This is a genomic window from Aeromonas sobria, assembly GCF_006243315.1.
Classification (GTDB): domain Bacteria; phylum Pseudomonadota; class Gammaproteobacteria; order Enterobacterales; family Aeromonadaceae; genus Aeromonas; species Aeromonas sobria_A.
In genome coordinates, this window is record NZ_NKWE01000039.1 from 91,110 (window position 1) to 116,420 (window position 25,311).

30 protein-coding genes and 1 riboswitch are annotated in these 25,311 nt (G+C 59.9%); of the genes, 16 read left to right on the forward strand and 14 right to left on the reverse strand.

Features of this window, described 5'->3' with window-relative positions:
• Window positions 1–57: 57 nt before the first annotated feature.
• The 5 genes from lptB to CF137_RS12695 are packed head-to-tail and all read right to left on the reverse strand — an operon-like array spanning window position 58 to window position 3,407.
• Window positions 58–783, reverse strand: a complete 726-nt coding sequence (gene lptB, locus CF137_RS12675) for an LPS export ABC transporter ATP-binding protein (protein ID WP_005336333.1) — start codon at window positions 781–783, stop codon at window positions 58–60.
• 3 nt (window positions 784–786) lie between these two features.
• Complete coding sequence (gene lptA / locus CF137_RS12680) at window positions 787–1,314, reverse strand: lipopolysaccharide transport periplasmic protein LptA (RefSeq protein WP_042024523.1); 528 nt, start codon at window positions 1,312–1,314, stop codon at window positions 787–789.
• The gene (gene lptC / locus CF137_RS12685; protein ID WP_098971859.1) at window positions 1,301–1,861 is read right to left on the reverse strand and encodes an LPS export ABC transporter periplasmic protein LptC; all 561 of its coding nucleotides are present in this window, start codon (window positions 1,859–1,861) and stop codon (window positions 1,301–1,303) included. Before lptC ends, lptA begins: the two co-directional genes overlap by 14 nt.
• A complete protein-coding gene (kdsC, locus tag CF137_RS12690) occupies window positions 1,858–2,412 on the reverse strand; it encodes a 3-deoxy-manno-octulosonate-8-phosphatase KdsC (protein ID WP_139719413.1) in 555 nt (184 codons plus the stop codon). Before kdsC ends, lptC begins: the two co-directional genes overlap by 4 nt.
• A complete protein-coding gene (locus tag CF137_RS12695; protein WP_042024520.1) occupies window positions 2,412–3,407 on the reverse strand; it encodes a KpsF/GutQ family sugar-phosphate isomerase in 996 nt (331 codons plus the stop codon). Before CF137_RS12695 ends, kdsC begins: the two co-directional genes overlap by 1 nt.
• Before the next feature lie 207 nt (window positions 3,408–3,614).
• Between CF137_RS12695 and mlaF the strand changes: the two genes are divergently transcribed.
• The 7 genes from mlaF to murA are packed head-to-tail and all read left to right on the forward strand — an operon-like array spanning window position 3,615 to window position 8,138.
• Complete coding sequence (gene mlaF / locus CF137_RS12700) at window positions 3,615–4,415, forward strand: phospholipid ABC transporter ATP-binding protein MlaF (RefSeq protein WP_042024519.1); 801 nt, start codon at window positions 3,615–3,617, stop codon at window positions 4,413–4,415.
• On the forward strand, window positions 4,415–5,194 hold the full coding sequence (mlaE, locus tag CF137_RS12705; RefSeq protein WP_068978662.1) for a lipid asymmetry maintenance ABC transporter permease subunit MlaE: 780 nt from the start codon (window positions 4,415–4,417) through the stop codon (window positions 5,192–5,194). Before mlaF ends, mlaE begins: the two co-directional genes overlap by 1 nt.
• 7 nt (window positions 5,195–5,201) lie before the next feature.
• A complete protein-coding gene (gene mlaD / locus CF137_RS12710) occupies window positions 5,202–5,699 on the forward strand; it encodes an outer membrane lipid asymmetry maintenance protein MlaD (RefSeq protein WP_101346083.1) in 498 nt (165 codons plus the stop codon).
• Window positions 5,700–5,701: 2 nt separating this feature from the next.
• On the forward strand, window positions 5,702–6,337 hold the full coding sequence (gene mlaC / locus CF137_RS12715; RefSeq protein ID WP_139691136.1) for a phospholipid-binding protein MlaC: 636 nt from the start codon (window positions 5,702–5,704) through the stop codon (window positions 6,335–6,337).
• Entirely contained in the window at window positions 6,334–6,606 is a 273-nt protein-coding gene (locus tag CF137_RS12720) for an STAS domain-containing protein (RefSeq protein ID WP_101320746.1), read from the forward strand. The genes mlaC and CF137_RS12720 overlap by 4 nt, the downstream gene beginning before the upstream one ends.
• Window positions 6,606–6,863: a BolA family iron metabolism protein IbaG gene (gene ibaG / locus CF137_RS12725; protein WP_005306001.1), complete on the forward strand. Its 258-nt coding sequence runs from the start codon at window positions 6,606–6,608 to the stop codon at window positions 6,861–6,863. Before CF137_RS12720 ends, ibaG begins: the two co-directional genes overlap by 1 nt.
• Before the next feature lie 18 nt (window positions 6,864–6,881).
• Window positions 6,882–8,138 (forward strand): UDP-N-acetylglucosamine 1-carboxyvinyltransferase, encoded by a 1,257-nt coding sequence (gene murA, locus CF137_RS12730; RefSeq protein WP_042024513.1) that lies wholly within the window; start codon window positions 6,882–6,884, stop codon window positions 8,136–8,138.
• Window positions 8,139–8,248: 110 nt separating this feature from the next.
• Here murA and pmbA read toward each other — a convergent pair whose 3' ends face one another.
• Window positions 8,249–9,592 carry a metalloprotease PmbA gene (gene pmbA / locus CF137_RS12735; protein WP_139719415.1) on the reverse strand — a complete coding sequence of 448 codons (1,344 nt, stop codon included), beginning with the start codon at window positions 9,590–9,592 and terminating at the stop codon, window positions 8,249–8,251.
• A gap of 114 nt (window positions 9,593–9,706) precedes the next feature.
• Between pmbA and yjgA the strand changes: the two genes are divergently transcribed.
• Together yjgA and CF137_RS12745 are read left to right on the forward strand one after the other, a co-directional pair.
• Entirely contained in the window at window positions 9,707–10,231 is a 525-nt protein-coding gene (gene yjgA / locus CF137_RS12740; protein WP_101320752.1) for a ribosome biogenesis factor YjgA, read from the forward strand.
• Between the two features lie 395 nt (window positions 10,232–10,626).
• Window positions 10,627–11,409: a gamma-glutamyl-gamma-aminobutyrate hydrolase family protein gene (locus CF137_RS12745; protein ID WP_139719417.1), complete on the forward strand. Its 783-nt coding sequence runs from the start codon at window positions 10,627–10,629 to the stop codon at window positions 11,407–11,409.
• An 11-nt stretch (window positions 11,410–11,420) separates the two neighbouring features.
• Here CF137_RS12745 and CF137_RS12750 read toward each other — a convergent pair whose 3' ends face one another.
• Window positions 11,421–11,834 (reverse strand): hypothetical protein, encoded by a 414-nt coding sequence (locus CF137_RS12750; protein WP_139719419.1) that lies wholly within the window; start codon window positions 11,832–11,834, stop codon window positions 11,421–11,423.
• A gap of 114 nt (window positions 11,835–11,948) precedes the next feature.
• Between CF137_RS12750 and CF137_RS12755 the strand changes: the two genes are divergently transcribed.
• The 3 genes from CF137_RS12755 (at window position 11,949) to CF137_RS12765 (ending at window position 14,280) form a co-directional block, all read left to right on the forward strand.
• Window positions 11,949–13,475, forward strand: coding sequence for a mechanosensitive ion channel family protein (locus CF137_RS12755; protein WP_139719421.1), 1,527 nt, complete (start codon window positions 11,949–11,951; stop codon window positions 13,473–13,475).
• Between the two features lie 46 nt (window positions 13,476–13,521).
• The gene (locus tag CF137_RS12760) at window positions 13,522–13,920 is read left to right on the forward strand and encodes an STY0301 family protein (RefSeq protein ID WP_139719423.1); all 399 of its coding nucleotides are present in this window, start codon (window positions 13,522–13,524) and stop codon (window positions 13,918–13,920) included.
• A 96-nt stretch (window positions 13,921–14,016) separates the two neighbouring features.
• Window positions 14,017–14,280, forward strand: coding sequence for a hypothetical protein (locus tag CF137_RS12765; protein ID WP_042024501.1), 264 nt, complete (start codon window positions 14,017–14,019; stop codon window positions 14,278–14,280).
• A 100-nt stretch (window positions 14,281–14,380) separates the two neighbouring features.
• On the opposite strand, the gene aphA is transcribed toward CF137_RS12765, so the two are convergent.
• Both aphA and CF137_RS12775 read right to left on the reverse strand, forming a co-directional pair.
• Window positions 14,381–15,100, reverse strand: a complete 720-nt coding sequence (aphA, locus tag CF137_RS12770; RefSeq protein WP_162515928.1) for an acid phosphatase AphA — start codon at window positions 15,098–15,100, stop codon at window positions 14,381–14,383.
• Between the two features lie 106 nt (window positions 15,101–15,206).
• Window positions 15,207–15,881: a Dph6-related ATP pyrophosphatase gene (locus CF137_RS12775; RefSeq protein ID WP_139719518.1), complete on the reverse strand. Its 675-nt coding sequence runs from the start codon at window positions 15,879–15,881 to the stop codon at window positions 15,207–15,209.
• Between the two features lie 166 nt (window positions 15,882–16,047).
• Here CF137_RS12775 and CF137_RS12780 point away from each other — a divergent pair, with 166 nt between their 5' ends.
• Window positions 16,048–17,364 (forward strand): MFS transporter, encoded by a 1,317-nt coding sequence (locus CF137_RS12780; protein WP_139719425.1) that lies wholly within the window; start codon window positions 16,048–16,050, stop codon window positions 17,362–17,364.
• Between the two features lie 141 nt (window positions 17,365–17,505).
• On the opposite strand, the gene CF137_RS12785 is transcribed toward CF137_RS12780, so the two are convergent.
• Complete coding sequence (locus CF137_RS12785; protein WP_139719428.1) at window positions 17,506–18,492, reverse strand: sodium:calcium antiporter; 987 nt, start codon at window positions 18,490–18,492, stop codon at window positions 17,506–17,508.
• A gap of 87 nt (window positions 18,493–18,579) precedes the next feature.
• A riboswitch (yybP-ykoY riboswitch) is annotated at window positions 18,580–18,687 on the reverse strand.
• Between the two features lie 170 nt (window positions 18,688–18,857).
• Here CF137_RS12785 and CF137_RS12790 point away from each other — a divergent pair.
• Window positions 18,858–19,445: a superinfection exclusion B family protein gene (locus CF137_RS12790; protein ID WP_101323428.1), complete on the forward strand. Its 588-nt coding sequence runs from the start codon at window positions 18,858–18,860 to the stop codon at window positions 19,443–19,445.
• A gap of 97 nt (window positions 19,446–19,542) precedes the next feature.
• On the opposite strand, the gene CF137_RS12795 is transcribed toward CF137_RS12790, so the two are convergent.
• Both CF137_RS12795 and CF137_RS12800 read right to left on the reverse strand, forming a co-directional pair.
• The gene (locus CF137_RS12795; protein WP_139719520.1) at window positions 19,543–20,397 is read right to left on the reverse strand and encodes an AraC family transcriptional regulator; all 855 of its coding nucleotides are present in this window, start codon (window positions 20,395–20,397) and stop codon (window positions 19,543–19,545) included.
• A 4-nt stretch (window positions 20,398–20,401) separates the two neighbouring features.
• Window positions 20,402–20,899: a GNAT family N-acetyltransferase gene (locus CF137_RS12800; protein WP_139719430.1), complete on the reverse strand. Its 498-nt coding sequence runs from the start codon at window positions 20,897–20,899 to the stop codon at window positions 20,402–20,404.
• A gap of 161 nt (window positions 20,900–21,060) precedes the next feature.
• Between CF137_RS12800 and CF137_RS12805 the strand changes: the two genes are divergently transcribed.
• Window positions 21,061–22,509, forward strand: coding sequence for a catalase (locus tag CF137_RS12805; protein WP_139719434.1), 1,449 nt, complete (start codon window positions 21,061–21,063; stop codon window positions 22,507–22,509).
• A gap of 79 nt (window positions 22,510–22,588) precedes the next feature.
• Here CF137_RS12805 and CF137_RS12810 read toward each other — a convergent pair whose 3' ends face one another.
• Window positions 22,589–23,113, reverse strand: a complete 525-nt coding sequence (locus CF137_RS12810; protein WP_139719437.1) for a GrpB family protein — start codon at window positions 23,111–23,113, stop codon at window positions 22,589–22,591.
• A 321-nt stretch (window positions 23,114–23,434) separates the two neighbouring features.
• Window positions 23,435–23,752 carry a DUF1496 domain-containing protein gene (locus CF137_RS12815; protein ID WP_139719439.1) on the reverse strand — a complete coding sequence of 106 codons (318 nt, stop codon included), beginning with the start codon at window positions 23,750–23,752 and terminating at the stop codon, window positions 23,435–23,437.
• A gap of 223 nt (window positions 23,753–23,975) precedes the next feature.
• Here CF137_RS12815 and CF137_RS12820 point away from each other — a divergent pair, with 223 nt between their 5' ends.
• A complete protein-coding gene (locus tag CF137_RS12820; RefSeq protein WP_139719441.1) occupies window positions 23,976–25,238 on the forward strand; it encodes a hypothetical protein in 1,263 nt (420 codons plus the stop codon).
• Window positions 25,239–25,311: the final 73 nt, after the last annotated feature.

Below are 25,311 nucleotides of genomic sequence, written 5' to 3' on the forward strand. Positions count from 1 at the left end.
GGATATCCTTATGTTCAGCGAGGCATTCGTCAAAGAGAATGAAGGCATGCCCCCTTACTATAGACTGAATTGATCGCCCAAATAGACGCGCTTGACCTGTTCATCGGCAAGGATATCTGCCGGTGCACCTTCGGCAATCATCTTGCCGTGGCTGACGATATAGGCCTTTTCACATACGTCCAGAGTCTCTCTGACGTTGTGGTCGGTAATCAAGACGCCAAGGCCTCTATCTTTCAGATGCTGAATGATCTTCTTGATGTCTATCACAGAAATCGGGTCGACCCCGGCAAAGGGTTCATCCAGCAGAATAAAACGCGGCTCGGCCGCCAGTGCGCGGGCAATCTCGACCCGACGGCGCTCACCGCCGGAGAGGCTTTGACCCAGGTTATCGCGAATGTGGGTGATGTTGAACTCTTCCAGCAGTTGCTGAACCTTGTCTTCCCGCTCTTCGCGGCTCAGCCCTTTGCGGGTCTGCATCACCCCCATCAGGTTGTCGAATACCGACAGCCGGCGGAAAATAGAGGCCTCCTGCGGCAGGTAGCCGATGCCATTGCGAGCCCGCACATGCATCGGCTGCAGGCTGATGTCCTGATCGTCGATAGTGATGAGGCCAGCATCCCGCTGCACCAGCCCCACGATCATGTAGAAGGAGGTGGTCTTGCCCGCCCCGTTGGGGCCCAGCAGGCCGACAATCTGGCCAGTGCCCACTTCCAGGCTAACGTCGCTGACCACCATGCGACGTTTGTAGCTTTTTTGCAGCCCAACTGCTTTTAACACTGCCATGGCTTATTTTCCCTGCTTCTTCTGGTCGGCGGGTTTGTCGAAGTTTTCTACCTGATCCGGCAAGAACTCGGTCCTGACTCGCTGGGTCGGGTTCTTGCTCTCGGCAGTCATCTTCTGTTTGTCGATGTCATAACGGATCAGGTCGCCAGTGACCAGACTATCTTCCTGCTTGAGCTGACCGTTGCCGGTAATGGTGACCAGCCGGTTTTTCAGCTCGTAACGAATGCTATTGCCATGAGCATTGACCGGCTTGCCGTTATCCATGATCTGGAAGAAGGTCGCTGGCTTGCCGTAGGCAGTCATCACCTCGGCCCCTTTCTCACCGGAACGGGTCACCACCACCTTGTCGGCATGGATCTTGATGGTGCCCTGAGTGATGATGACATTCTGTTCAAAGGTGATGCGATTATCCTGCATCTCGGCCACCTGCTTGACGGCATCGACATAGACCTTCTCGGCAAAATCGGACTCTTTGGCGGTCACAGCACCACACAACAGCAGGGCTGCGAGGGCCAGATTAGCGTTTTTCATTGAAATAGATGGCATGACCTTGATCCAGTAACTCAAAATATTTGCGGTCCAGATGGCCCTTGAGGCCAACCCCTTGGGTCTGGAAATCCCGACCCAGAATATTTACTTCCCGGTTGCTGCGCACATCCTGCGTCACCAGATCCAGCTCCAGGTAGGGCGTATCGAGCGTGGAGATGAAGCTAGTTGGCAGTAGCCCATCCAGATGCACCTTATCCCGCAGGATCACGTTGTCACCGGTGTTGAGCACGCCGGTTTCGGCAGTGATCTTCCACTCGGCACTCCCCTGCTCGTCATACATATAGACCACCGGCTGGTCGAAGGTCGCCTGCTCGAGCAGCTGGTAATACTCGGCGTAGTCAGACTCCAATCGCTCGGTACGTTTACCATTCACATCAAAACGGGTGGTCACCAGATTCCTGGCGACAAAATCCGGCTGATAGTTTTCGATTTTGACGGCGCTCTCCGGCACCAGCTCCACCTTGCCCAACTGCCAGGCGACCAGCGCCACCAGCAGCAACAAGGCAAACAACAGGGTCTGTCTGCTCATACCGACGCCTCGGGCTGATAATCGTCATGGCACTGCGCCTGCAGGATCAGGTCGCACACCTCGCGCACCGCCCCCATGCCACCGCCAAGACGAGTCACCATATCGGCACGGCTCAGCACCAGCGGATGAGCATCCGCCACCGCGATGCCAAGGCCACAGGCGGCCATCACCGGCAGGTCTATGGTGTCATCGCCCATATAGGCGGCCTGCTCCGGGGTCAGTCCCAGCTTGGCCAGCAGCGCCTCGAAGTGGGGCAGTTTCTTGTCAGCCCCCTGCACCACGTGAGCCACACCCAGGCTTTTCATCCGATCGCTGACAATGCGAGAGTTGCGCCCGGTGATGATCGCGATCTCGATCCCGGCATTAAGCAACGCCCGCATGCCCGCACCATCGCGGGTGCAGAAGGTTTTCAGCTCTTCGCCGTTGTTTCCCATATAGATGAGGCCGTTGGAGAGCACCCCATCCACATCGCACACCAGCAGGCGGATTTGCGCCGCCTTGTCGTACTGGCTGCGCGTCACCGGACCATAGAGGGTCGGTACGTTTTGCATCAAATTACTCCGGCTTTCAGCAGGTCGTGCATGTTGAAGGCGCCGAGCGGGCGCTTCTCCTCATCCACCACCAGCAATCCGTTAATCTTGCGGGTTTCCATCAGTTTGACAGCTTCAGCCGCCATCATCTCTGGCCCTACGGTAACACAGTTGGTGGTCATCACACGGCTGATGGGGGTGTGATGGATATCGATCTGCTGGTCGAGAATACGGCGCAGGTCACCATCGGTAAACAGCCCCGCCAGCACGCCATCGACATTGATGATCGCCGTCATCCCCAGACCTTTGCGGCTCACTTCCAGCAGCGCCTCGCTGATGGTGGCATCGATGCCAACCCGGGGCAACAGCTCACCACGATGCATCAAGTCACCGACCCGCAGCAGCAAGCGCTTGCCGAGCGATCCACCCGGGTGAGAAAGGGCAAAATCATCGGCAGTAAAGCCGCGCGCTTCCAGCAGGGCCACCGCCAGTGCATCGCCCATCACCAGGGTTGCCGTGGTACTGGAGGTGGGCGCCAGCCCCAAGGGGCAGGCCTCTTTATCCACCTTGATGCACAGGTGCACGTTGGCCTCTTTGGCCATGGTGGAGGCCGGATTGCCGGTCATGCAGATGAGCGGAATGCCGCGGCGTTTGAGCACCGGCAGCAGGGCCAGGATCTCGTCGCTCTCGCCGGAGTTGGAGATGGCGATGATGAGATCGCCACTGGATACCATCCCCAGGTCACCGTGACTCGCTTCCCCCGGATGGAGGAAGAAGGCTGGCGTGCCGGTGCTGGCGAGGGTCGCGGCAATCTTGCTGCCAATATGGCCCGACTTGCCCATGCCGGTGACCACTATCTTGCCGCCACAGCGCAACACCATCTCGCAGGCCCTGTCGAAGGTATCGTTCAGGTACTGATAGAGTCCATCTATCGCTTGTTTTTCAATGTCCAGCACCGCGCGGGCACTGCGACGAAAATCGAACAGTTCAGACACTTTCTCAGGCTTTACAGACATAAAGACACAGCTCCGGGCCGAAATTAGCTGCGGGATTATAAAAAAGTCTGCCCGGATAAGCGAATCGGATGGTGAACCCCACGATGAATGACGCACTTTGTTACAGAAAACTGTCGTGCAAATAGGCGGGCAACCTGTTCAATAGTTGTTCCTTGCTGTTGCTTACACCTAGACTACCCCATAAAATTCGCACCTTATTTACACTGGATGGACAATTGTTTGAACAATGATCTGATCACCATCTCCGACCTGAGTTTCAGCCACGGCAATCGGCTGCTGTACGACGGGATCAGCCTGACCATTCCCCGTGGCAAGGTCACCGCCGTCATGGGCCCGAGCGGTATCGGCAAAACCACCTTGCTGCGCTTAATCGGTGGCCAAATCAAACCTGAGTCCGGTCACATCCTGTTCGATGGGGAAGATATCCCCACCCTCTCCCGCAGCCGTCTCTACGAGGTGCGCAAACGGATGAGCATGCTGTTCCAGAGTGGTGCCCTGTTTACCGGCATGACGGTCTACGACAATGTGGCCTTCCCGCTGCGGGAGCACTCCGGCCTGCCGGAGGAGCTGATCCACACCATCGTCATGATGAAGCTGCAAGCGGTAGGCTTGCGCGGCGCGGCACAATTGATGCCGTCCGAGCTCTCCGGCGGCATGGCGCGTCGGGCGGCACTGGCCCGAGCCATCGCCCTTGACCCCGATCTCATCATGTATGACGAGCCCTTCGTCGGGCAGGACCCCATCACCATGGCGGTGCTGGTCAAGCTAATCAAGGAGCTGAACGATGCCCTTGGCATCACCTCCGTCATCGTTACCCACGATGTGAAAGAGGTGCTCAGCATCGCGGACTATGCCTACATCATTGCCAATCGCAAGGTGGTGGCACACGGCACACCGGCTCAATTGCGCGAGGAGCACAATCCCGAAGTCGAGCAGTTCCTCAAAGGGTTGCCCGACGGTCCTGTTCCGTTTCATTTTCCGGCAGGCGATCTGCTACAGGATCTCTGATGTTGATAAGTCAAATAAGCAAGCTGGGTCGGGTCGGGGTGCGTGTTATCAGCTCCGTCGGCCGCGCCTCCATCATGCTGTTTCATGCTCTGGCGGGCAAACCCGAACCACGCAAGCACTTTCCCTTGCTGGTGCAACAGCTTTACGTAGTGGGCGTGCAGTCGGTGGCCATCATTCTGGTCTCCGGCCTGTTTATCGGCATGGTGCTCTCGCTGCAGGGTTACAACGTATTGAAGGATTTCGGCGCCGAGCAGAGCCTCGGGCCGCTGGTCTCCCTCTCCCTGCTGCGGGAACTGGGGCCTGTGGTGACCGGCCTGTTATTTGCCGGTCGCGCCGGGTCTGCCCTGACCGCCGAGATCGGTCTGATGAAGGCCACCGAACAACTCTCCAGCCTCGAGATGATGGCGGTCGATCCGCTGCGCCGCGTCGTCGCACCGCGCTTCTGGGCCGGGGTCATCAGCATGCCACTATTGGCCTTTATGTTTAGCCTGATCGGTATCTTTGGCGGCAAACTGGTTGGGGTGGATTTGCTGGGGGTTGATGAAGGGAGCTTCTGGTCCGCCATGCAGGCCTCCGTCGACTGGCAGGATGACATCATGCAGGGGGCCATCAAGAGCCTGATTTTCGCCCTGGTGATCACCTGGATTGCGCTCTTTAACGGCTATGATGCCAAGCCGACCTCGGCCGGGATCAGTCAGGCCACGACCCGTACCGTGGTCCACTCCTCCCTCGCCGTACTCGGCCTGGATTTTATACTCACCGCAGTCATGTTTGGATAAGGTAACGATGAAGTTCAGCAAAGTAGAATTCCTGGTTGGCACCTTCATGCTGGCTGGCCTCGGCGCCATTCTGGCGTTGGCACTGCAAGTGGCCGGTTTGAGCTTCAAACCGGAAGGAGAAACCTATACCCTGCGCGCGCATTTCGATAATATCGGCGGCCTGAAAGTCCGCTCGCCGATCAAGGTCGGCGGTGTGGTGGTGGGTCGGGTTAGCGATATTGCGCTGGACCCGAAAACCCAGGTGCCCGAAGTCACCTTGCTGATGCAAAAGAGTGCTGGCGAGTTTTCCGATACCAGCTCGCTCTCCATCCTGACCTCGGGTCTGCTGGGCGAGCAGTACATTGGTCTGGCGCCCGGCTTCAGCGATGAGGAGATGGGAACCGGTATGCTCAAAAATGGTGATCTGATTGAAGACACCAAATCCGCCATCGTGCTGGAAGATCTGATTGGCAAATTCCTCTACAGCCAATCCTCCGACAGCAAACCTGACAGCAACAAGGAGTAACCATGTTCAAGAAAATCGCCCTGCTGCTGGGTCTGATGACCAGCATGCTGTTTTCCCTGTCGGCCCAGGCCGCGGTCGATGCAACGGACCCCAACGCACTGGTTGATCAGGCTGCCAAGCAGACCTTTGCCCGCCTGAAAGCCGATCAGGCCCAGGTAAAAAGCAATCCGGATCACCTGCGGGTGATCATCCGTGAAGAGCTGTTGCCCTACGTGGATAACCGCTTTGCCGCCTACAAGGTGCTCGGCAACCAGATTAAAGAGACCACCGAGGCGCAGCGCAATGCCTTTGTCGAGGTCTTTACCGAATACATGGTGAGCTCCTACGCCGACGCGCTGGCCCACTTTGACAAGCAGACCGTCAAGGTCGAGCCGGGCAAAGCGGCCGGTGACAGCAACATCACCGCCGTCAGCGTCAGCGTAAAAGAGCCCGGCAAGCCGGACATCTTCCTCGAGTTCAAGCTGCGCAAGAACAATAAAACCGGCGAGTGGAAAGCCTTCGACATGGTCGCCGAGGGGATCAGCCTGCTCTCTGCCAAACAGAGCGAGCTGGGCGGCCTCATTCGCCAGAACGGCATCGATGCGGTGATCGCCCAGTTGCGCGAGCACAACGCCAAACCGCTAGTGATCAAGCCATGATCCTGAGCGGTGAGCTGCAGGCGCCACAGGTCAATGAGCTGTGGCAATCCCGCGCCCAGTGGTGGCAGAATGACCGGCTCGAACTCGGTGGCGTCACCACCCTCGACTCCGCCGGGCTGGCGCTGCTGGTCAAATGGGCCAAAGCCGTATTAGCGCGAGGCGCCACACCGCAACTGGTGGGCGCCTCCAGTGATTTTTATACCCTGGCCACCCTCTACGGGGTGGCCGGGCTGTTTCAGTCAACCCCGCTCACAACTGAGGACGCATAATGCAAGTCTCTGAAATTGAAGCGATACTCCTCGAGGCTCTGCCATTGTCCGAAGTCCATGTCAAAGGGGACGGTAGTCACTACCAAGTGATCGCCGTCGGTGACATGTTTGACGGCATGAGCCGGGTCAAGAAACAGCAGGCCATCTATGCCCCGCTGATGGACAAGATCGCCAGTAACGCCATTCACGCCCTCTCCATCAAGGCGTTCACCGACGCCGAGTGGAAACGCGAACGTAAATTCCTATTGCCCTCCTGATTTGGTAACGAAGTAAAAATGGACAAATTCAAAATCGATGGTCGTTGTACTCTCAACGGCGAAGTGACCATCTCTGGCGCCAAAAACGCCGCCCTGCCGATCCTGTTCGCCACCCTGCTGTGTGATGAAGAGGTGCACCTCTCCAACGTGCCACGCCTGAAAGATGTGGGCACCACCATCAAGCTGCTGGAGATGCTGGGCGCAACCACCAAGGTCAACGGCAACGTCACCGTGCTGACCGGTGCGGTGAACAACCACGTCGCCCCCTATGAGCTGGTGAAGACCATGCGTGCCTCCATTCTGGCGCTGGGCCCGCTGGCCGCCCGTTTCGGGGCTGCTGACGTCTCCCTGCCCGGCGGTTGCGCCATCGGTGCCCGTCCGGTCAACCTGCACGTCCACGGTCTGGAGCTGATGGGTGCCAAGATCACCATCGAAGATGGCTACATCAAGGCCCGTGTCGATGGCCGCCTCAAAGGCGCCCATATCCTGATGGATATGGTTTCGGTCACCGGTACCGAGAACCTGATGATGGCCGCCACCCTGGCAGAAGGCCGCACCGTGATCGAAAACGCCGCCCGTGAGCCGGAAGTGGTCGATCTGGCCAACTTCCTCACCACCCTGGGCGCCAAGATCCAGGGTGCAGGCACTGACACCCTGACCATCGATGGCGTCGAGCGCCTGCACGGTGGCGACTACAGCGTGCAGCCTGACCGCATCGAAACCGGTACCTTCCTGGTGGGCGCAGCGGTTACCGGTGGCAAGGTCACCTGCCGCAACACCGACCCGACTCTGCTGGAAGCGGTACTGGTCAAGCTGGAAGAGGCAGGCGCCTTGATCGAGAAAGGGGCTGACTGGATCACCCTCGACATGACGGGCCGCACCCTCAAGCCGGTCACCATCAAGACCGCCCCCTACCCGGCCTTCCCGACCGACATGCAAGCACAGTTCACCGTGCTGAACGCAGTCGCCAAGGGCACCGCCATGGTCACCGAGAACATCTTCGAGAACCGCTTCATGCACGTGCCCGAGCTGGTGCGGATGGGCGCTGACATCGAACTGCAGGGCAATGTAGCCATCTGCCGCGACACCGAGCAACTCAAAGGTGCTCAGGTGATGGCGACCGATCTGCGCGCCTCCGCCAGTCTGGTGCTGGCCGGTTTTGTAGCCGAAGGCACTACCATCGTCGATCGTATCTATCACATCGACCGTGGCTACGAAGACATCGAGCAGAAGCTGCAGGGTCTGGGTGGCCGCATCGAGCGCATCAAGGGCTGATAGCCCTTCGCTTGCCAGCAGATCACTGATCGCCAGCTGACAAAAAGGCCCCCTCGCGTTGGCGAGGGGGCCTTTCTCATTTCATCCCGTCAGGCAGGATAACTACCGGATCAATGACCCGCCAGCTTCATGTTCTCAACCAGAACCGAACCGGTCTTGAGGCTGGAACGCTCGTCCTCGTCACAGCCCACCGCCACGATATGGCTGAACATCTCCGCCAGATTGCCAGCTATGGTGATCTCCTCGACCGGATAGGCTATTTCACCATTCTCGACCCAGAAACCGGCGGCGCCGCGGGAGTAGTCACCGTTGACGATATTGACCCCCTGCCCCATCAGCTCGGTCACCAGCAGGCCGGTGCCCATCTCTTTCAGCATGCCCTGAAAGTCCTGGCCGGAGTTGGAAACCTGCCAGTTGTGAATGCCACCGGCATGACCGGTGGTGGTCAACCCCAGCTTGCGAGCAGAGTAGGAGGTAAGCAGCCAGCTCATCAGCTCGCCGTTACGGATGATATCCATATCACGGGTGCGCACCCCTTCACCATCGAACGGGCTACTGGCCAACCCGCCCAGTAGATGGGGGAATTCCTGAATAGTGAGCCACTCGGGCAGGACCTGCTTGCCCAGCTTGTCCAACAGGAAGCTCGACTTGCGATAGAGATTACCGCCACTGATCGCCATCACCAGATGGCCCCACAGGCCAGAGGCAGTGTCAGGGTGGAACAGCACAGGCGCATGGCGGGTGGAGATCTTGCGGGCACCAAGGCGGGAGACGGTACGCTCGACCGCCTCATCGGCGATGCGCTGCGGGCTCCACAGCCCGGCCAGATCGCGACTGGATGAGTAACCGTAATCCCGCTGCATCTCACCATCCTGCTCGCCGATCAGCACGCAACTCAGGGAGTTGCGCGAGGCAGCATAGCCCTTCACAAAGCCATGGCTGTTGCCATACACCTTGATGCCGAGATGGCTGGAGAAACCGGCACCGTCGGAGTGCTTGATGCGGGCATCGCGGCCCAGTGCCAGCCGCTCACACTCGATGGCCAACTCGATCCCCCGCTGGGGATCCAGCTCAATCTGGTGACACAGTTGCAAGTCAGGGGCATCCCAGGCTAGCAGCTCGGCGGGCGCCAGCCCGGCGCAATCGTCAGCAGAAGTATGGCGGGCGATCTCGATGGCGGCTTCGACAGCGGCGCGGATCGCCGGTTTGCCCAGGTCGGTGGTCGATGATGACCCCTTGCAGCCATTGCGGTAAACCGCGATGCCGAGTGCCCCATCCTTATTGAATTCAATGCTTTCCAGTTCACAACCCCGGGTATTCACCGACAACCCGGTCTGCTTGCTGATGGAGACTTCGGCCAGCGAGGCGCCCAGTCCTTTGGCTATCTCCAGGGCTTCGGCAACCACGGCCTCGAGATGGGCTTGATCCTGGCGGATTTGGTCTTGCTGATCCATAACTCACATCTGTATGAAGGAAGGAAAGGGGACTAAGCATATCAGACCCCTGCGCCCAGCGGGAGAAGCTGGTAACATATCCACCAAACGTGAAAGACAGGAATCAAGAGACCGATGAGTCAATATCAAGACGACAACGAGTTAGAAGACTGGGGCCCCAGCAAGAGCCAGCTCAAGCGCGATGCAGAAGCGTTGCAAAAACTGGGTGCAGAGATTGTCTCCTTAAGCCACAGTGAATTGGAAAAAATTCCTTTGGATGAAGAGCTTGCCGATGCAGTCGAGCTGGGCCGCAAGCTCAAGCCGAACAAAGACGAGTCATTCCGCCGCCACTTGCAGTTTATCGGCCGCCTGATGCGCAGCCGTGATATCGAGCCGATCGTCGAAGCCCTGTCGATCTTCAGAAACCGTCACTCTACCGTGAATGCACGTCTGCATCGTCTGGAGCAGTGGCGGGAGCGCCTGATCACCGAAGGTGACAGCGCCCTCAACGAACTGCTGTCACAGTTCCACGAGCTGGATCGCCAGAAGCTGCGCCAACTGATCCGCACAGCTAACAAAGAGCGGACCCTCAACACGCCGCCGATCGCTTATCGCGAGATATACCAATATCTACGCGGCGAGATCGAAGACCTGCTGTGATCCCCGAAACACGCCTCCCCTTGCGGAGGCGTGCTTCTATTGACGCCTTTGCCTTTCCCCATCCCCCGCAGCCCCTGCGCGTTTAATATATCCACCATTCTGGCGACCCAGCCATGAATACCCATCTACTCCACCCCGTTAAATCGCTGTTTCAGAGCAGATCAAGACAAATCCGTTAACAATTTAGCATCATTTTGTTTGACATATTGAACGGCCTTGGCAGACTGAACAGAGGATCCAGGCTGTCGCTGCCCAGGCTGGCCGACGATTCTGCACCCTGCCCGACCCGGGATCCCATGACCATGCCTTGAGGCATGCCCTTGCCCACTGCGTATGCAAGGGCCTGCCCAAGGCGCAGGATGAGACTTCAACGCCAAGGATAATCAAGGTGCCCTATGCCAAATCCCCTCCCCCCATCCAACCGTAAGCCTGTGGTGCTGATGACCATGGGGGCCCAACCCCGCAACGGCCACGCCTATCAGGTGATGACCCACAAATACATCATGCCGCTGGTGGAGATCAGTGACTGCGTCCCGTTGCTGGTGCCCACCTGCTGCAGCACCGCCGATCTGCAGCAATATCTGGATCTGGCCGATGGTGTCTATCTGAGCGGTGCCGGTTCCAACATAGACCCGGGCCTCTATGGGCAAGAGAACCTCACCCCGGAAAAACAGCAAGATCGGGATCGCGACCTGTTTGATTTGTCACTGATCAATGCCGCGATTGCGCAGGGGTTGCCGATCCTCGGAATTTGTCGTGGCATGCAAGAGATCAACGTGGCACTGGGTGGCGATATTCATCAGAAGGTCTACAACGAGCCGGGCTATGACGATCACCGGGAGGATGCCGACGATCCGGTCGACGAGCAGTATGGGCCGAGCCATCAGATTGAGCTGCTGCCGGGCAGCTGGTTTGCCGAGCTGATGGGGGCTGAGCGGATTGCGGTGAACTCCCTGCATGGACAGGGGATTGATCGACTGGGTAGCGGGCTGGAGCCGCTGGCCCACGCCGAAGATGGGCTGATCGAGGCACTGCATGCCCCCGCACTCTCCCCCTTTCTGCTGGCAGTGCAGTGGCATCCGGAGTGGAAAGCCAATGAAAACCCCCACTCCATCAAGATCTTTCAAGCCTTTGGCGATGCCTGCCGCCAGCGCTGTAGGCTGACAGGCAAAGGTTAAGCCGGAGCAGGTCAGTCGCCGAAACCGCGCGCCTTGAGCTTGGGCAAGCCACCCCGCTCGGGGCGCATAGTTCGGCATATATCCATTCCCTTGAGCCCACGCTGGATATGATCCGGGGACTGACCGAACACCATGCCGTTGCTGCGGTAGAGGTTGTTGTCATCCAGCTCGAACTTCTCACCGCCGATCAGCAACTGCTCCCGGCCATTGACCTTGTCACCGCGTTTGATCGGCACTTTCATATCGCTCAGCACTTCGCCGGTGGCACACCCCTCGCGCCAGCGCGCATCGCTGGAGAAGGGGGTGATGGCTATCTCGCGCCAGGATCCATCCCTGAACTCGACCCGATACTTATCCACTAACAGGTCACAACCAGCAAGTGGCAACAATGCCACCAACCAGATGATTTTCTTTGAAATTGACACTAGATCGCACTCCTTTGCCTGGTTCTGCACAGGATAAATAAATTGCTGTACCAACGCACCATTTCCCCTCGCTACAGCAACTATGCTGGTGGTAAACCACAAGAAGGGGCTGCTATGTCTGGCGATAACCTCACGGTACTACCTGCCATCATCTGGATCATGGAACACCCATTCTGGACTCTGTTCACCCTGTCACTGATGCTGATCCACCTCTGGCGTCGTCCGGGCCAGCGCCGGGAGCTGCTCTCCGAGCTCAGTTTCGTGATGATAAGCGCGGTGATGATCCTGCTGATCCAGCTGGAAGGGGGCTGGTTCAAACTGCCGTTGCCCCATCAATTGCTGATCGAGATCTCCACCCTGCTGGCGGGTCTGATACTGGTCAAGGTGTGGGGAATCCTGCTGTTCGAGTTTCTGCTCCCCCTCTGCCATGTGCGGATCCCGCGGATTATCGCCGATATTGTCATCACCATCGGCTACATCGGCTGGGGGCTGTTTCGTCTCTATGCCTCCGGGATGGCACTGGGGGAGATAGTCACCACCTCGGCGGTGATCACCGCCGTCATCGCCTTCGCCATGCAGGATACCCTGGGCAACCTGCTGGCCGGGGTCTCCATTCAGCTCGACAACTCCATCGCCATCGGTGACTGGCTGCAGGTAGATACCACTCAGGGCCGGGTAGTGGAGATCAACTGGCGTGCCACCACCATCGAGACCCGCAACTGGGAAACCGTAGTCATCCCCAACAGCCATCTGCTCAAGCAGCGCTTCACCGTCCTGGGCCGCCGTCAGGGTGAACCCTTGCAGTGGCGGCGCTGGGTCTGGTTCGATCTGACCCTGGATACCCTGCCGACCCAGATCATCGCGCTGATCGAAAAATCCCTGCGAGAGACCAAGCTCCCCTGTGTCGCCAAGCATCCGCAACCGGACTGCCTGTTGATGAACGTCGAGGGGGGCATTGCCCGCTATGCAGTGCGCTACTGGCTGACCGATCTGGCTCGCGACGACCCGACCGACTCCATGGTGCGCAGCCTCATCGATGCCGCCCTGCGCCGTAACGATCGCCGACTCACCCCGCCGATCTTCAACGTCTTTATGGCCAAGGAGAAGCAGCATCTGGATGCCCGCCACAAACGCCACACTGCCGAGCGTACCGACACCCTGCGCAAGCTGCCGCTGTTTGCCATGTTGCAGGAGAACGAGTTGCTCCAGCTGGCCGATCAGGTGAAGTTCGCCCCCTTCGTCAGCGGCGACATCATGCTGGAGCAGGGGGAGACCTCCGGCTGGCTGTTCGTACTGGTCAAGGGGGAGGCGGAGATGCTGATCAACGTCGATGGACGGGAGCTGAAACTGGGCTCGTTGGGGGCGGGTGATTTCTTTGGCGAACTGAGCCTGCTGACTGGCGAGCCCAGCTCCTTCACGGTACGGGCACTTGCTACCGTGGAAACCTATCGCATTAATCAGGGGATGTTTCAGGAACTGGTGATGCAGCGCGAGTCGCTGGTCGAGCCCCTCTATCGGGTACTGAGCGCCCGCCAGCAGGAGCAGCAGGCGTTGCTGGAGCGGGAGGCTGAGTCCATGAGACAGCCACCACAACAGCTTGATCTGCTCGACAAAATGATGAAGCTGTTCAGTAGCAGGTGACATAGCATGGGGACGGGATTGATGGAATGAAGAGAGATCCGAGATCATGTTACTGACCACCCTGGCCCTTGCCGCCAGCCTGCAATTTGATTGCCCGTCCGCCATCGAAGTTAGCCAGCAACTGCTCACCCCGCAGCAGGGCTGGCAAGCCGTTACCCGCAACGCCAGCGGCGAGCAGCGCGATTCCCTCAGCCTGCGGCTCGACAAACTCGCCCTGTTCGACGGGGATCCCGCTGATCAGGCCCAGCTCAAACCGGATAACGGCGACAACGACGAGACCCACTACTGGAGCCAGCTTGACGGTAGCCTGCGCCCGCTCTATCTGGTCTGTCACTATCAGCACAGCGCCATCACCCTGCAGCAGGCGCTCCCCAGAGGCATCAGCTACTGCCGCGTCAACCAGCACGATCGCTACACCCTGTTCGGGCTGATTTGCCGTACCTAACCGCCACGCACCGCGGGTAGTTTATTGCCTGATTGTGCAGGGAGTGGAGGCGGTTAGGGCTATACTGGCCGCCACATTTACTGTTGTGGATAGCCCATGAACGACACTCAGGAATTTTTTGACGAAGAGACGCTGCTGGAGATGGTGGAGAACCAGCTCAACGATGGTCACCCGCCCCATGTGAAGGCGACCCTGATGCGGCTGGTAATGAAGGGCACACCGCGAGCAGAGGCGCTACAGTATATCGCCTGCGCCCTCGGGGCCGAGCTGATGGCGATGGAGGCCGATCAGGGCCCCTTCAATCTGACCCGTTACGGCGAGTTCCTCGACAGCCTGCCCGAGATGCCGTGGGCTGACTGATACCGTGAGCTGACTAAGGCGCCACGCCTTTGCATGACTCCTTAAACGCAGAAGGGCGGGTGCCAATGGCCCCGCCCTTATTACATGGATCCGCTGTGGATCAGAACTGGGAGTTGATGATCACCTCTTCCCCCAATGCCCCTGCCAGCGGCAGCGGCCGGTAGCTGGAGTTGGCAGCCCGCAGCAGCCGAATGCCGCGAATGCCGATCTCCTGCGCCGCCTTGATATCCCCGTCGGCATCGCCGTAGAAGAGCTTCATCTGCTTATCCTTGAGCCACTGCACCTTGGTGTTCTGGCCCGGCTGATCACCGGCGAAGATCACCGGATTGAGCTGGTCGGCCGGAATATTCATGGTCTGCTGCAGAGTCTGGCTCACGGTTTCAGTCTTAGTAGCCGAGCGACCGGTGACAAAATAGATGTGGTCACCGCGCTTGAGATGCATGGCGATGAGCGCCTTGCCCACCTCTTTCGGCATGCTGAACGCATCCCAGCCGTTGTTCATCTTCTCCCAGAAGGCCGGGTTCTTCAGATAGCTCTCGTCGTTGGGCGAGAACTGCTGCTTGCCGCGATAAAAACCGGGGCTGGAGAAGAGCAGGGTATCGTCGATGTCAAAACCGACCGCCATCGGCGGCAGACCATCCAGACTCTTGGCAATCTGTTCCACCGAGACCCAGTGGATCGGCGCCTGCTGGGCCAGGGTGACGGTGGTGACACCGGCAGGGATCGGCTGAACGGTTGCGGCTTCACCTGCCACGGCAGGCAGAGCGAGGGCGGCAGCCAGCAAGGAGGCAAGCAGCGCCGGACGAGAGAGGTGTTTCATAAGGCAGGTTGTCATCTTCAAGCAAAAGAGGGGGCCAATAGTGCCCCCATCCCGCCCCTCAAATCTGTGAATGCTCCAGCAAAAGGGAGCATTTGACGCCCGATAATTAATCTTCGATTGGCAACAGATCGGTAAAGACAAAGCCGTCGCGCAGCACTGTCTCCCCGACCCGAATGCCGAGCGGACGGGCGAACATGGGGCCATCATAGGCCAAGGTGTGAAACTCGCCGTTCTCACCGCACGGGTCAACCCCCTCCGGCAGCGCCGCCAGCAGCGCCTCATCAAAATCGTGGCCACCCAGACTGGCATCCAGCTTGTTCGGGTCGAGGGCACTGATCCGCGCCTTCAAGCCAGCGGCCATCATCTGCGGCGCCAGTTCACCGGTATTGCTGCCCCACAGCGGGAACAGCGGCTCGATGCCAGTGCCTGCCAGCTGTTTTTCACGGTAGGCGCGCACATCCTCAAGAAACAGATCGCCAAAGGCCATATGGCGGATCCCCTGCGCCACCACATCGGCGATAAAGCCGGTCATGATGCGGGCGTAATCCTCGTTGCTGCAGGGCCAGGGCAGATCGATGGTGATGAGGGGCAGCCCGACGCAGGCAGCCTGCTCGGTCAGCAACTGCTTGCGCACCCCGTGCATCGCCACCCGCTCGAATGCCTGATTGAGGGTGGTAAACAGCCCCACCACTTCGATGGCGGGATCTTGCCGCAACTGATGCAGTGCCCAGGCGCAATCCTTGCCGCTGCTCCAGGAGAGCAGTACCCGTTTCTTTTCCATCATTCCTCCGCCAACGGGGCATTCGGATTGCCCCAAAAAGATGCAAGACAGTGTTGCGAATTGCGCGATTTACACACAAGAGGCTGGCAGCATACTCTCGAACACCTGTATATGCCCCTTGCGCGGGCTGACAATAACTAAAAAAACCGATGGGAAACATACGGATATGAGCACAACCGCACAACAACACGATCACGCCCGCCCCCTCAATCGACAGGATTACAAGACCCTGAGTCTGGCCGCCCTCGGCGGTGCGCTGGAGTTTTACGACTTCATCATCTTCGTCTTTTTCGCCGTGGTTATCGGCGAGCTGTTCTTCCCGGCCGACATTCCCGAGTGGCTGCGCCAGTTCCAGACCTTCGGCATCTTCGCCGCCGGTTATCTGGCCCGCCCGCTCGGCGGCATCATCATGGCCCACTTTGGCGATCTCATCGGTCGCAAGCGGATGTTCACCCTCAGCATCATCATGATGGCGCTGCCGACCCTGCTGATCGGTCTGCTGCCCACCTATGCGGTGCTCGGCATCGGCGCCCCCATCGCCCTGCTGGGACTGCGCATCCTGCAAGGCGCCGCCATCGGCGGTGAAGTGCCGGGCGCCTGGGTATTTGTGGCCGAGCACGTTCCTGCCCGTCGGGTCGGGGTCGCCTGCGGCACGCTCACGGCGGGATTGACGGCCGGCATCCTGCTCGGCTCCCTCATCGCCACTGCGGTCAACAAGAGCCTGACCCCGGCCGAAGTGAGCGAGTGGGGCTGGCGGGTGCCCTTCCTGCTGGGCGGTATCTTCGGCATCGTCGCCATGTACCTGCGTCGCTGGTTGCACGAAACCCCGGTCTTCGCCGAGATGAAAGCCAACAAGACCCTGGCCGACGAGCTGCCCCTCAAGACTGTGCTGCGCAATCACAAGAGCAGCGTGGTGGTCTCCATGCTGCTGACCTGGCTGCTCTCCGCCGGGATCGTGGTGGTGATCCTGATGACCCCCACCTACCTGCAGAAGGTCTATGGCATCAGCCCGGCTGACGCCCTGACCGCCAACTCGCTGGCGATCGTGGCCCTGACCCTCGGCTGCATCGTCTATGGCCGACTGATCGACCTGCTGGGCAGCGGTATCACCTTCATGCTCGGTTCCCTGCTGCTGGCAGGCTCCAGCTACGCCTTCTATCACGGTCTGGCGGCAGGCACGAATCAGCTGGTGCCGCTCTACATGCTGGCGGGCTTTGCGGTCGGGATTGTCGGTGCCGTGCCTTACGTGATGGTCAACGCCTTCCCGCCGGTGGTGCGTTTCTCCGGTCTGTCGTTCTCCTACAACGTGGCCTACGCCATCTTCGGTGGCCTCACCCCGATGGCGGTGACCCTCTGGATGAAGAACGACATGCTGGCCCCTTCCCACTATGTGGTGAGTCTCTCGGTGCTGGGTTTTGCCATCGGCCTCTGGCTCTGGTTCCAGCAACGCACCTCGCAACAACAGCTGCCCCAGCCCACCTGAAACAGGCTCGGAATTTAAGGCGCGGGGCCGCCTGACCCACAGCCCGGCAGGCATGTCTTGCCGGGCTGTGTCGTTGCTACTTCAGGGGCACCCAAGAGTGACTGCCTTGATGCCCCGACCGATCCGCCGTTCGCATCCCGCTCACATCACTAACAGCCAGCCGCAGAAGCACAGATAGAGCAGACCTATCAGTGCCAGACGACCAGCCGTCATCGCCCCCCGGCGAAAAACCCACCAGAGCAACACCATCGCCAATACAGTCACGATCGCCGAGGCCAGCATGGCACCACTCAGCAACCAGGGGGTAAACAGCAGACAGAACGCCTTGGGGATGGTGCCCTGGATCATCATGGCCCCGGATATATTGGCCAAGGCCAGCCGGGTCTTGCCCTGTCGCACCCAGATCAGCACGTTCATCAGCTCCGGCATCTCGGTCGCTACCGGGCTCAGCAGCAGGGCCGCCAGCACTGGCGAGAGGCCAAACAGCTCGCCCATGCTCTCCAGCTGATGGACAAACAGCTGGGCCGCCAGCGCCACCACCACCAGCGCACCCAGCGTCTGCAGCAGCACCTTGCCAAGGGGCGGGATCCCGGCATCAGGTGCCAGTTTGAGGGGCTCCGGCAGCTCGACCTCGTGGCTGTCGCTCTGTTTCAGCTCGCGCCGCACATAGACGAGGTAGACCAGCACAAACAGCGGGGCCAGCCAGCTCTTGCCGCTAAAGGCGACCAGACCCAGCGCGGTCGCCACCAGAAAGATACCGATAAACCAGCGCTGATCCCGGCCAATCTCACGCTGCACCTCACCATCAATGGCCCGTTCGGTACGCCCCATGCAAAGCAGCAGGGTGAGACCGACCGCAGCATAGCCGATGGTCGCCAGCACCAGCGGCCCGCCGAGGGCGGCACCAATGCCGATCTCCTGCTGGGCGGCCGTGTTGCCCATCAGCAGGGCGGTGAGGGTGACGATGCACTCGGGCAGGGCGGTGCCGAGCGCAGCCAACAGCGAGCCGGTGGCACTTTGGGAAAGTTTGAAGTGGTGGCCGGTCCACTCGATGCCGTTGACGAAGTATTCGCAGGCAAGGTAGATGGTGACCGCAGAGGCGATAAATAACAGCAGGGTAATCAACATAATAGATACCGCCAGGCGAGCAGAATAACCAATGGACCCGACATGGCTCGCCCGGCTGGCGTGCATATCGAGGCCAAAGGTCTTGCAGAGCGATAGTGCCTATCGCCGCCCATGCCATGGATGCGAGGACCCAAGAGTGTTGACATGGGCCCGGCCCAGAATGCGGGCGGGTTGCTACTCCCCAATGACTGAGGGGGCTTTTTAGCAACGCGGCGGCCGGTTCACAAGACAAACAATTCATCACTCACTGACTGAGTTGTAAGGGAATGTAACCCGGCCCGCCCCACTCCCCTCCAAATTGCGCTCTTGGCACACCGCTTGCTGTAGGTAGTTCACTATCCACAACAGTTTAGGAAGGATGAACGATGAAACGGTGGATCCAACATTTCTATCAACTGAACCGCCTCAACTGGCTGATGGTCTGGTTGTTGCTCTGCTGCAGCATCATCTTGCTGTTTCCGGCCGGGCTGATGAAAGGGGCTGTCAGCCAGTGGGCAGCGGATCACGCGGCCTGGCTGGGCGTCGGCATGCTGATCGCCATCTCCTACTTCTGCAGTCAGGGCTTTTTGATCGCCTGGGAGTGGGCCTGTGAGGAGTGGCAGGCGCGTCGTCAGCAGGACCAGCTGACCCAGATGATCGGCTTCCTCGACTTCAACGAGAAGGCGGTACTGCGCGAGTTCGTGCTGCAGCGTAAAAGCGTCATAAACTTGCCGATCACCGAGCCCGCCGTCAAAAACCTGATGGATGCCGGCGTCCTCACCTACGCCTACGGCAAGCCGGTGCGGGAGAAGGATGACGAGAACCAGATCCGTGCCCTGATGATCGCCCTGCCCGCCCGGCCGCTGCTCACCTACAAGGTGCTGGGGCTGTCGCGCGGCAAGATGAGCGACGAGCAGGTGGAGCAGATCATGAACGCGCGCCCCAAGTTCGCCCAGAAGGGGTTCCAGCGCTAAACGCCGCCCCAATCGCCAGATACACAAGAGCCGGACACTGTCCGGCTCTCTCGTTGCTGCACGGCGTTCTGCAACGCCCCTTCCGTCTTGTTGTGCCCTACCCCTTGAGGCTGGAGCAGAAGCTCACATCCGCGACCTTGGTCACCGGGTCATAGCTGTGATAGAGCTCGAAACAGGGTCGATCATCAAATTCGTAACCGGCCGCCACGATCTCGCCAACATGCTGCTGCCAGAGCGCGGGATATTGCGCCGGGTCGGTCACGGTGAAACGTGACTGACCATAACGGCCGCCCGCCAGCTGCTGGATCTCCACATTGCCGCTGCCTTTGGCACCCGCCGGCACGGTGACGCAGATATCGGTGCGGCACTGCTGGGGCGCGGTGATCTCCGGGTTGTCGTGGTAGATGAAGATCCACTCCCCCTCGGCCAGCCCCTGCTCGGCCGACCACTGGTAGAGCTGATCGCATACCGGCTCATAGCCAGTGCCATAAGGGCCGGTCACCCGGATATAAGCCAGGGTGCGCGGGGCCATCTGTTCGGTTTTCATCGGTTGCCTCCTTTCATGGGAACAGCTTTCAGCATAACCAGACTCGCGGGGGGCGGCGTGTCCATTCTTGCTCAGTTGCAGCAGTGAGGGTTGCTGGCGCAGCGCCCCCGGCGTCATGGCAAACTGCTTGCGAAACGCCTTGGCAAAGGCCTGCGAGCTGGCAAAACCGGCCGAGAAGGCAATCTCGGTCACCGGATCCCGGCTGTAGCAGAGAGAGCGGGCCGCCCGCTCCAGCCGCAGGCGGCGTTGCATCTCGGCCGGGGTTTCGCCGGTGACGGCGGTAAAGACCCGGTGAAAGTGATAGCTGGAGAGCGAAGCGAGACTGGCCGCCTCACTGAGGCAGAGCTCGGGGTTCTGCTCCAGCGCCCGGATCACCGGGCGCAATCTGGCCTGATAATCGACCATGCCGTTAGCGACTGGCGCCCCCCGCGACTCTGGCCATATAGAACACATCCACATAGCGCCCGTGCCGGAAGGCATAGTCACAAGCCCGCCCCTCTTCCACAAAGCCGAACTTGCGATAGAGCGCCAGCGCCGCTTCGTTATCGACGAAAACCGTCAACTCAATCCGGTGCAGGTTGAGCCAGTTATCTGCCAGATCCAGCGCCGCAGCCATCAGGGCAGAACCAACCCCCTTGCCTGCCCAGTCATCCCGTACCCCCATGCCGATACCAGCCACATGCTTGCGTCTGGGATTGGGCTCCACATGCAATGAGATCTGGCCCACCAGCCGCCCCTCTACCTCCGCCACCAAGGCGACCACATCACTGCTCTCCAACCGCTTCTGCCACTGGCTAAGGGGAGGCATAGGCAGGTGCAGAGTGCCCGCCTGGGCATTGGGCAGGGCGTAGAGATCCCGCAAGGTGGGAGCATCGGTGGGTTCGGCATGACGGATAGTAATCTGCATATGAGGCTCCTTCTCGAAACCCCCATCATGCAATATTCGGCAGGTTTGCACATCCCCCACCCGCACCCATTTGTCTTGCCTATCAAAGTGCTAGGAAAGGCCCATTGGCCCGTCGCGGTGCCGAACCGTAGGCTGGCCCCATATCAACAAGGAGAGAAACCATGACTGACAAAACCCTGCACAGCGCCAACGGCGCCCCCGTCGTCGACAACAACAACAGCCTCACTGCTGGCCCGCGCGGCCCCGTCCTGATGCAAGATATCTGGTTGATGGAGAAACTCGCCCACTTCGACCGCGAGCGCATTCCCGAGCGGGTGGTTCACGCTAAGGGCTCCGGCGCCTACGGCACCTTTACCGTGACCCACGACATTAGCCAGTTCAGCAAGGCCGACCTGTTCAACGCCATCGGCAAGCAGACCCCGGTCTTCCTGCGCTTCTCCACCGTGGCTGGTGAGAAGGGCGCCGCCGATGCCGAGCGGGACGTGCGCGGCTTCGCCCTCAAGTTCTACACCGAGCAGGGCAACTGGGATCTGGTGGGCAACAACACCCCGGTGTTTTTCATCCGCGATCCGCTGAAATTCCCCGACTTCATCCACACCCAGAAGCGGGATCCGCGCACCAACCTGCGCAGCGCCACCGCCGCCTGGGACTTCTGGTCACGCCATCCGGAATCCCTGCATCAGGTCACCATACTGTTCAGCGACCGCGGCATCCCCAAGAGCCTGCGGGAGATGAACGGCTACGGCAGCCACACCTTCAGCTTCATCAACGACGCCAACGAGCGCTTCTGGGTCAAGTTCCACTTCAAGACCGAGCAGGGCCACAGCTTCTACACCGATGAAGAGGCGACCAATGTCGTCGGTCAGGATCGGGAGACCAGCCAGGCGGATCTGTTCAATGCCATCGAGCAGGGCGACTTCCCGCGCTGGAAGGTCTATGTGCAGGTGATGCCGGAGGCCGATGCCCAGACTTACCAGATCCACCCGTTCGACCTCACCAAGGTGTGGCCGCACAGCGACTACCCGCTGATCCCGATCGGGGTACTGGAGCTTAACCAGAACCCGGACAACTACTTCGCCCACGTGGAACAGGCGGCGTTCACCCCGGCCAACGTGGTGCCCGGGATCGGCTTCTCGCCGGATCGCATGCTGCAAGGGCGGCTGTTCTCCTACGGTGACACCCAGCGCTATCGCCTCGGCGTCAACCACGGTCTGCTGCCGGTCAACGCCCCGCGCTGCCCGTTCCATCACGGTGCCCATCGTGACGGCGCCATGCGGGCCGACAGCAATGGTGGCGCCAGCCCCAACTATCAACCGAACCGCTTCGGCACCCAGCAACCGAGCGAACAGCACGAACCGGCACTGAGTCTGGAAGGGGCAGCCCTGCACTACGATTTTCGTGACTACGACAGCGACTACTACAGCCAGCCGGGCAACCTGTTCCGCATCATGGACGAGGAGCAGCGTTCACGGCTCGCCGCCAACCTGGCGCGCTCCCTCATCAATGTGGAGGATGACGCCATCGTCGCGGCCCAGCTCAAGCACTTCGAGCAGGCCGACCCCGAGTACGCCAAGCGGATCGAACTGGCACTGGCCGCGCTGCAACGCTAGGCCATGATCTGACAGGTAAAAGACAGCAAAACAAAACGGGGGCCTTTCGGCCCCCGTTTTCTGTTGCATGCAAGCTCGCTCAGAGAGCAGGAGCCTGTCTGGCCTGCCAACGCAGCGCGTTCGCCTCGTGCTCTTTCACAAAGGCATTCTTGCCCGCACAGTAGCGCTCGATATCGTGCTGACAGCTCGCGGCTACCGCCTGCTTCAACTCGGCGTATTCCCGGCATACCGCCGGGTGGGCCCTTAGATAGTCACGAAAGGCCAGATGCCGACGTACATGGTCATCCCCTTGCAAGAAGGCGTGGATCTGGTGGGTTCTCTCACCACCCCCCTTGCGAAAATAGCGGCGGCGCGCAATCCCGCACTCCCCCATCGCCTCATAGCCCAGCGCCTCCAGTTGCCCGTTTTGCTCATCGAGTCGCTCCAGCGATGACACCTCCAGCATGATGTCGATGATGGGCTTGGCTGCCAAACCGACGACCGAGGTACTGCCGATGTGGTGGACAGCTAGCAAGCAGTTATCCAGCGCACTGCGCAGTTGAGCCTCTTCCGCTACAAAGCGGGCTGGCCATTGAGGGTTATAAGAGACGACGTCGACTCTCACGGTTTCAGCTCTCTGGATAGTTGCCGATGGCATCGGGCAACAGGGTATGCGATGGGTGGACAAGATAAGCAGACGGCAAATTGCCAGCAACAAAAACGGAGCCCAAGGCTCCGTTTTTCAATGCAGTATCAATCCCTGACGGAACGCGATTCGCGCTCTTCCCGCTCCCTTGCCAACAAGCGTTTGTACCACCAGCTACTGCGACGACGTTGTGCATTGGAAGAGCGACGAGCCATTTCTTAGGTTCCAGCCAAGAGAAGAAAGGAGCTGCATTATGCGACAGGGATCACGTCCATGTCTTTAGCTGGATCAAGAAAAGCCTCACTGCCCCACGGAAATCGTCTTCTGATCTTTCGCCCCCCGGGTGGCAGGCAGCACCATTGCAGGGGATCGCCAGGCCAGCGGGCCATTGCTCTCGAGATCGTTCAGCGGGCCACACTCCAGCCAGATATCCCCCTGCAGTATCCGCCCCCCTTCAGAATATTTCTGATCCGCAAACCAGCAGACCCGCTCTGGCAGAGCGCCCAGTGGCAACACCAGCTCGGGGCTGGCAGACTCGCCCGCCACTGTGGTTTTGGGGGTAGCCGATGCAGGTGCCAGCCAGAAGGCGGCCAGCAGGCAGAACCATAGATTTCTCATGGGGTAGATCCTGTGTCGTTGCGGGATGCACTCGATGGAGCGACCAGTCCCGAGGTTTACTTGACTGACAATCATACTGCCTGCTGGCATTGTGGAACCAATATGGTAGCCTGCCAGCGCCTGCGGGCAGGCTCTCGTTGCCACCCGCAAACTTCCGGTGAATTTGTCACTTTCTGACAAAATATAACCTTATTTATCAAATCGTTATTTGGATATTATCCCAATGCGTATCATGCCGTTGCTTCAGGCGGCCTGCCTGAGCCTGATGTTGTCCGCCTGCGTTGCCCCCCTGCTGATGATGAGCCCCACCAGCCAGCTGATGTGGGCCCTGCTCAAGCCGCTAGTCGGCTTTGACCCGAACGAGGTCAATCTGTTCGAACAACCCCTGATCAAGGATCGGATGACCGCCATCCTTGGCCCCAACTACGACAGCACCATGCAGTTGCTCAAGACCGCCGACAAGTTACAGCAGGAGGGGCCGCTTTTCTACGTGCTCTCCGAGTATGCGCCGGTGCCGGATATCGCCAAGCAGGCAGGCATGGTGTGGAACTCGCAAACCAACCAGATGTCAGTGCTGCTGCAAAAAGGGGATGGCACCACCCAGACCTTTGGCGAGAATCTGGCAGCTGCCACGCCGATCTGGCCAACCGCCATGCAGGGCTGGCAGAACCCCACCAGCCAGCTCACCCCGGCGGCCAATGCCCTGACCGGAACTGCAACCGCGACCAGCCAGAACGGCGCATCCCCCTTCTCCCTTGGCAGCGCCCTCGGCACAGTTACCCGTGGCGTCACCGGCTCGCTGGCCGACAGCGCCAGCCAGGCCATCAGTGGCGCAGCCGCCAACGCCACAGGACAGGCCACCAAACAAGCCACCGTACAGGCCACCCAAGCGGTGAGCCAGAGCGCGACCGACCTGACTCGCAGTGCAACCACAGAGGTAACCGCGCCTGCCAAACAGGCAGTCAGCAGTGCCACCGCTACCGTGACGCAAGAAGCAACCAAAGCCGTTGTCACTCCGGCCAAACAGGCTGTTAGCAGTGCCGCCGCTACCGTGACCCAAGAAGCCACCAAGGCTGTGGCCACGCCTGCCAAACAGGCAGCCAGCAGCGCAGCTGCTACCGTGACCCAGGAAGCCACCAAGGCCGTGGCCACTCCTGCCAAACCGGCAGTCAGCAGCGCCGCCGCGACCGTGACCCAGGAAGCCACCAAGGCCGTGGCCGCACCCGCCAAACAGGCAGTCAGCAGTGCAGCCGCTACCGTGACGCAAGAAGCCACCAAGGCTGTGGCCACGCCTGCCAAACAGGCAGCCAGCAGCGCAGCTGCCACCGTGACCCAGGAAGCCACCAAGGCTGTGGCCGCACCTGCCCAGCAAGCCGTCAGTGCCGCATCCCATACGGCAGGGGAGAGCGTCGCCGATGCCGCCAGCGCGGCGGAAGCCAAGGCCCGCGCCAAGTCAGAGGCGGAGATGGAAGCCCTGCTCAAATAGACCGACAGGCCACCGCAAGGTGGCCTGTTGTTTTGTGCTGCCGTCCAGCAGCACAGGACATAAGATATCCCTC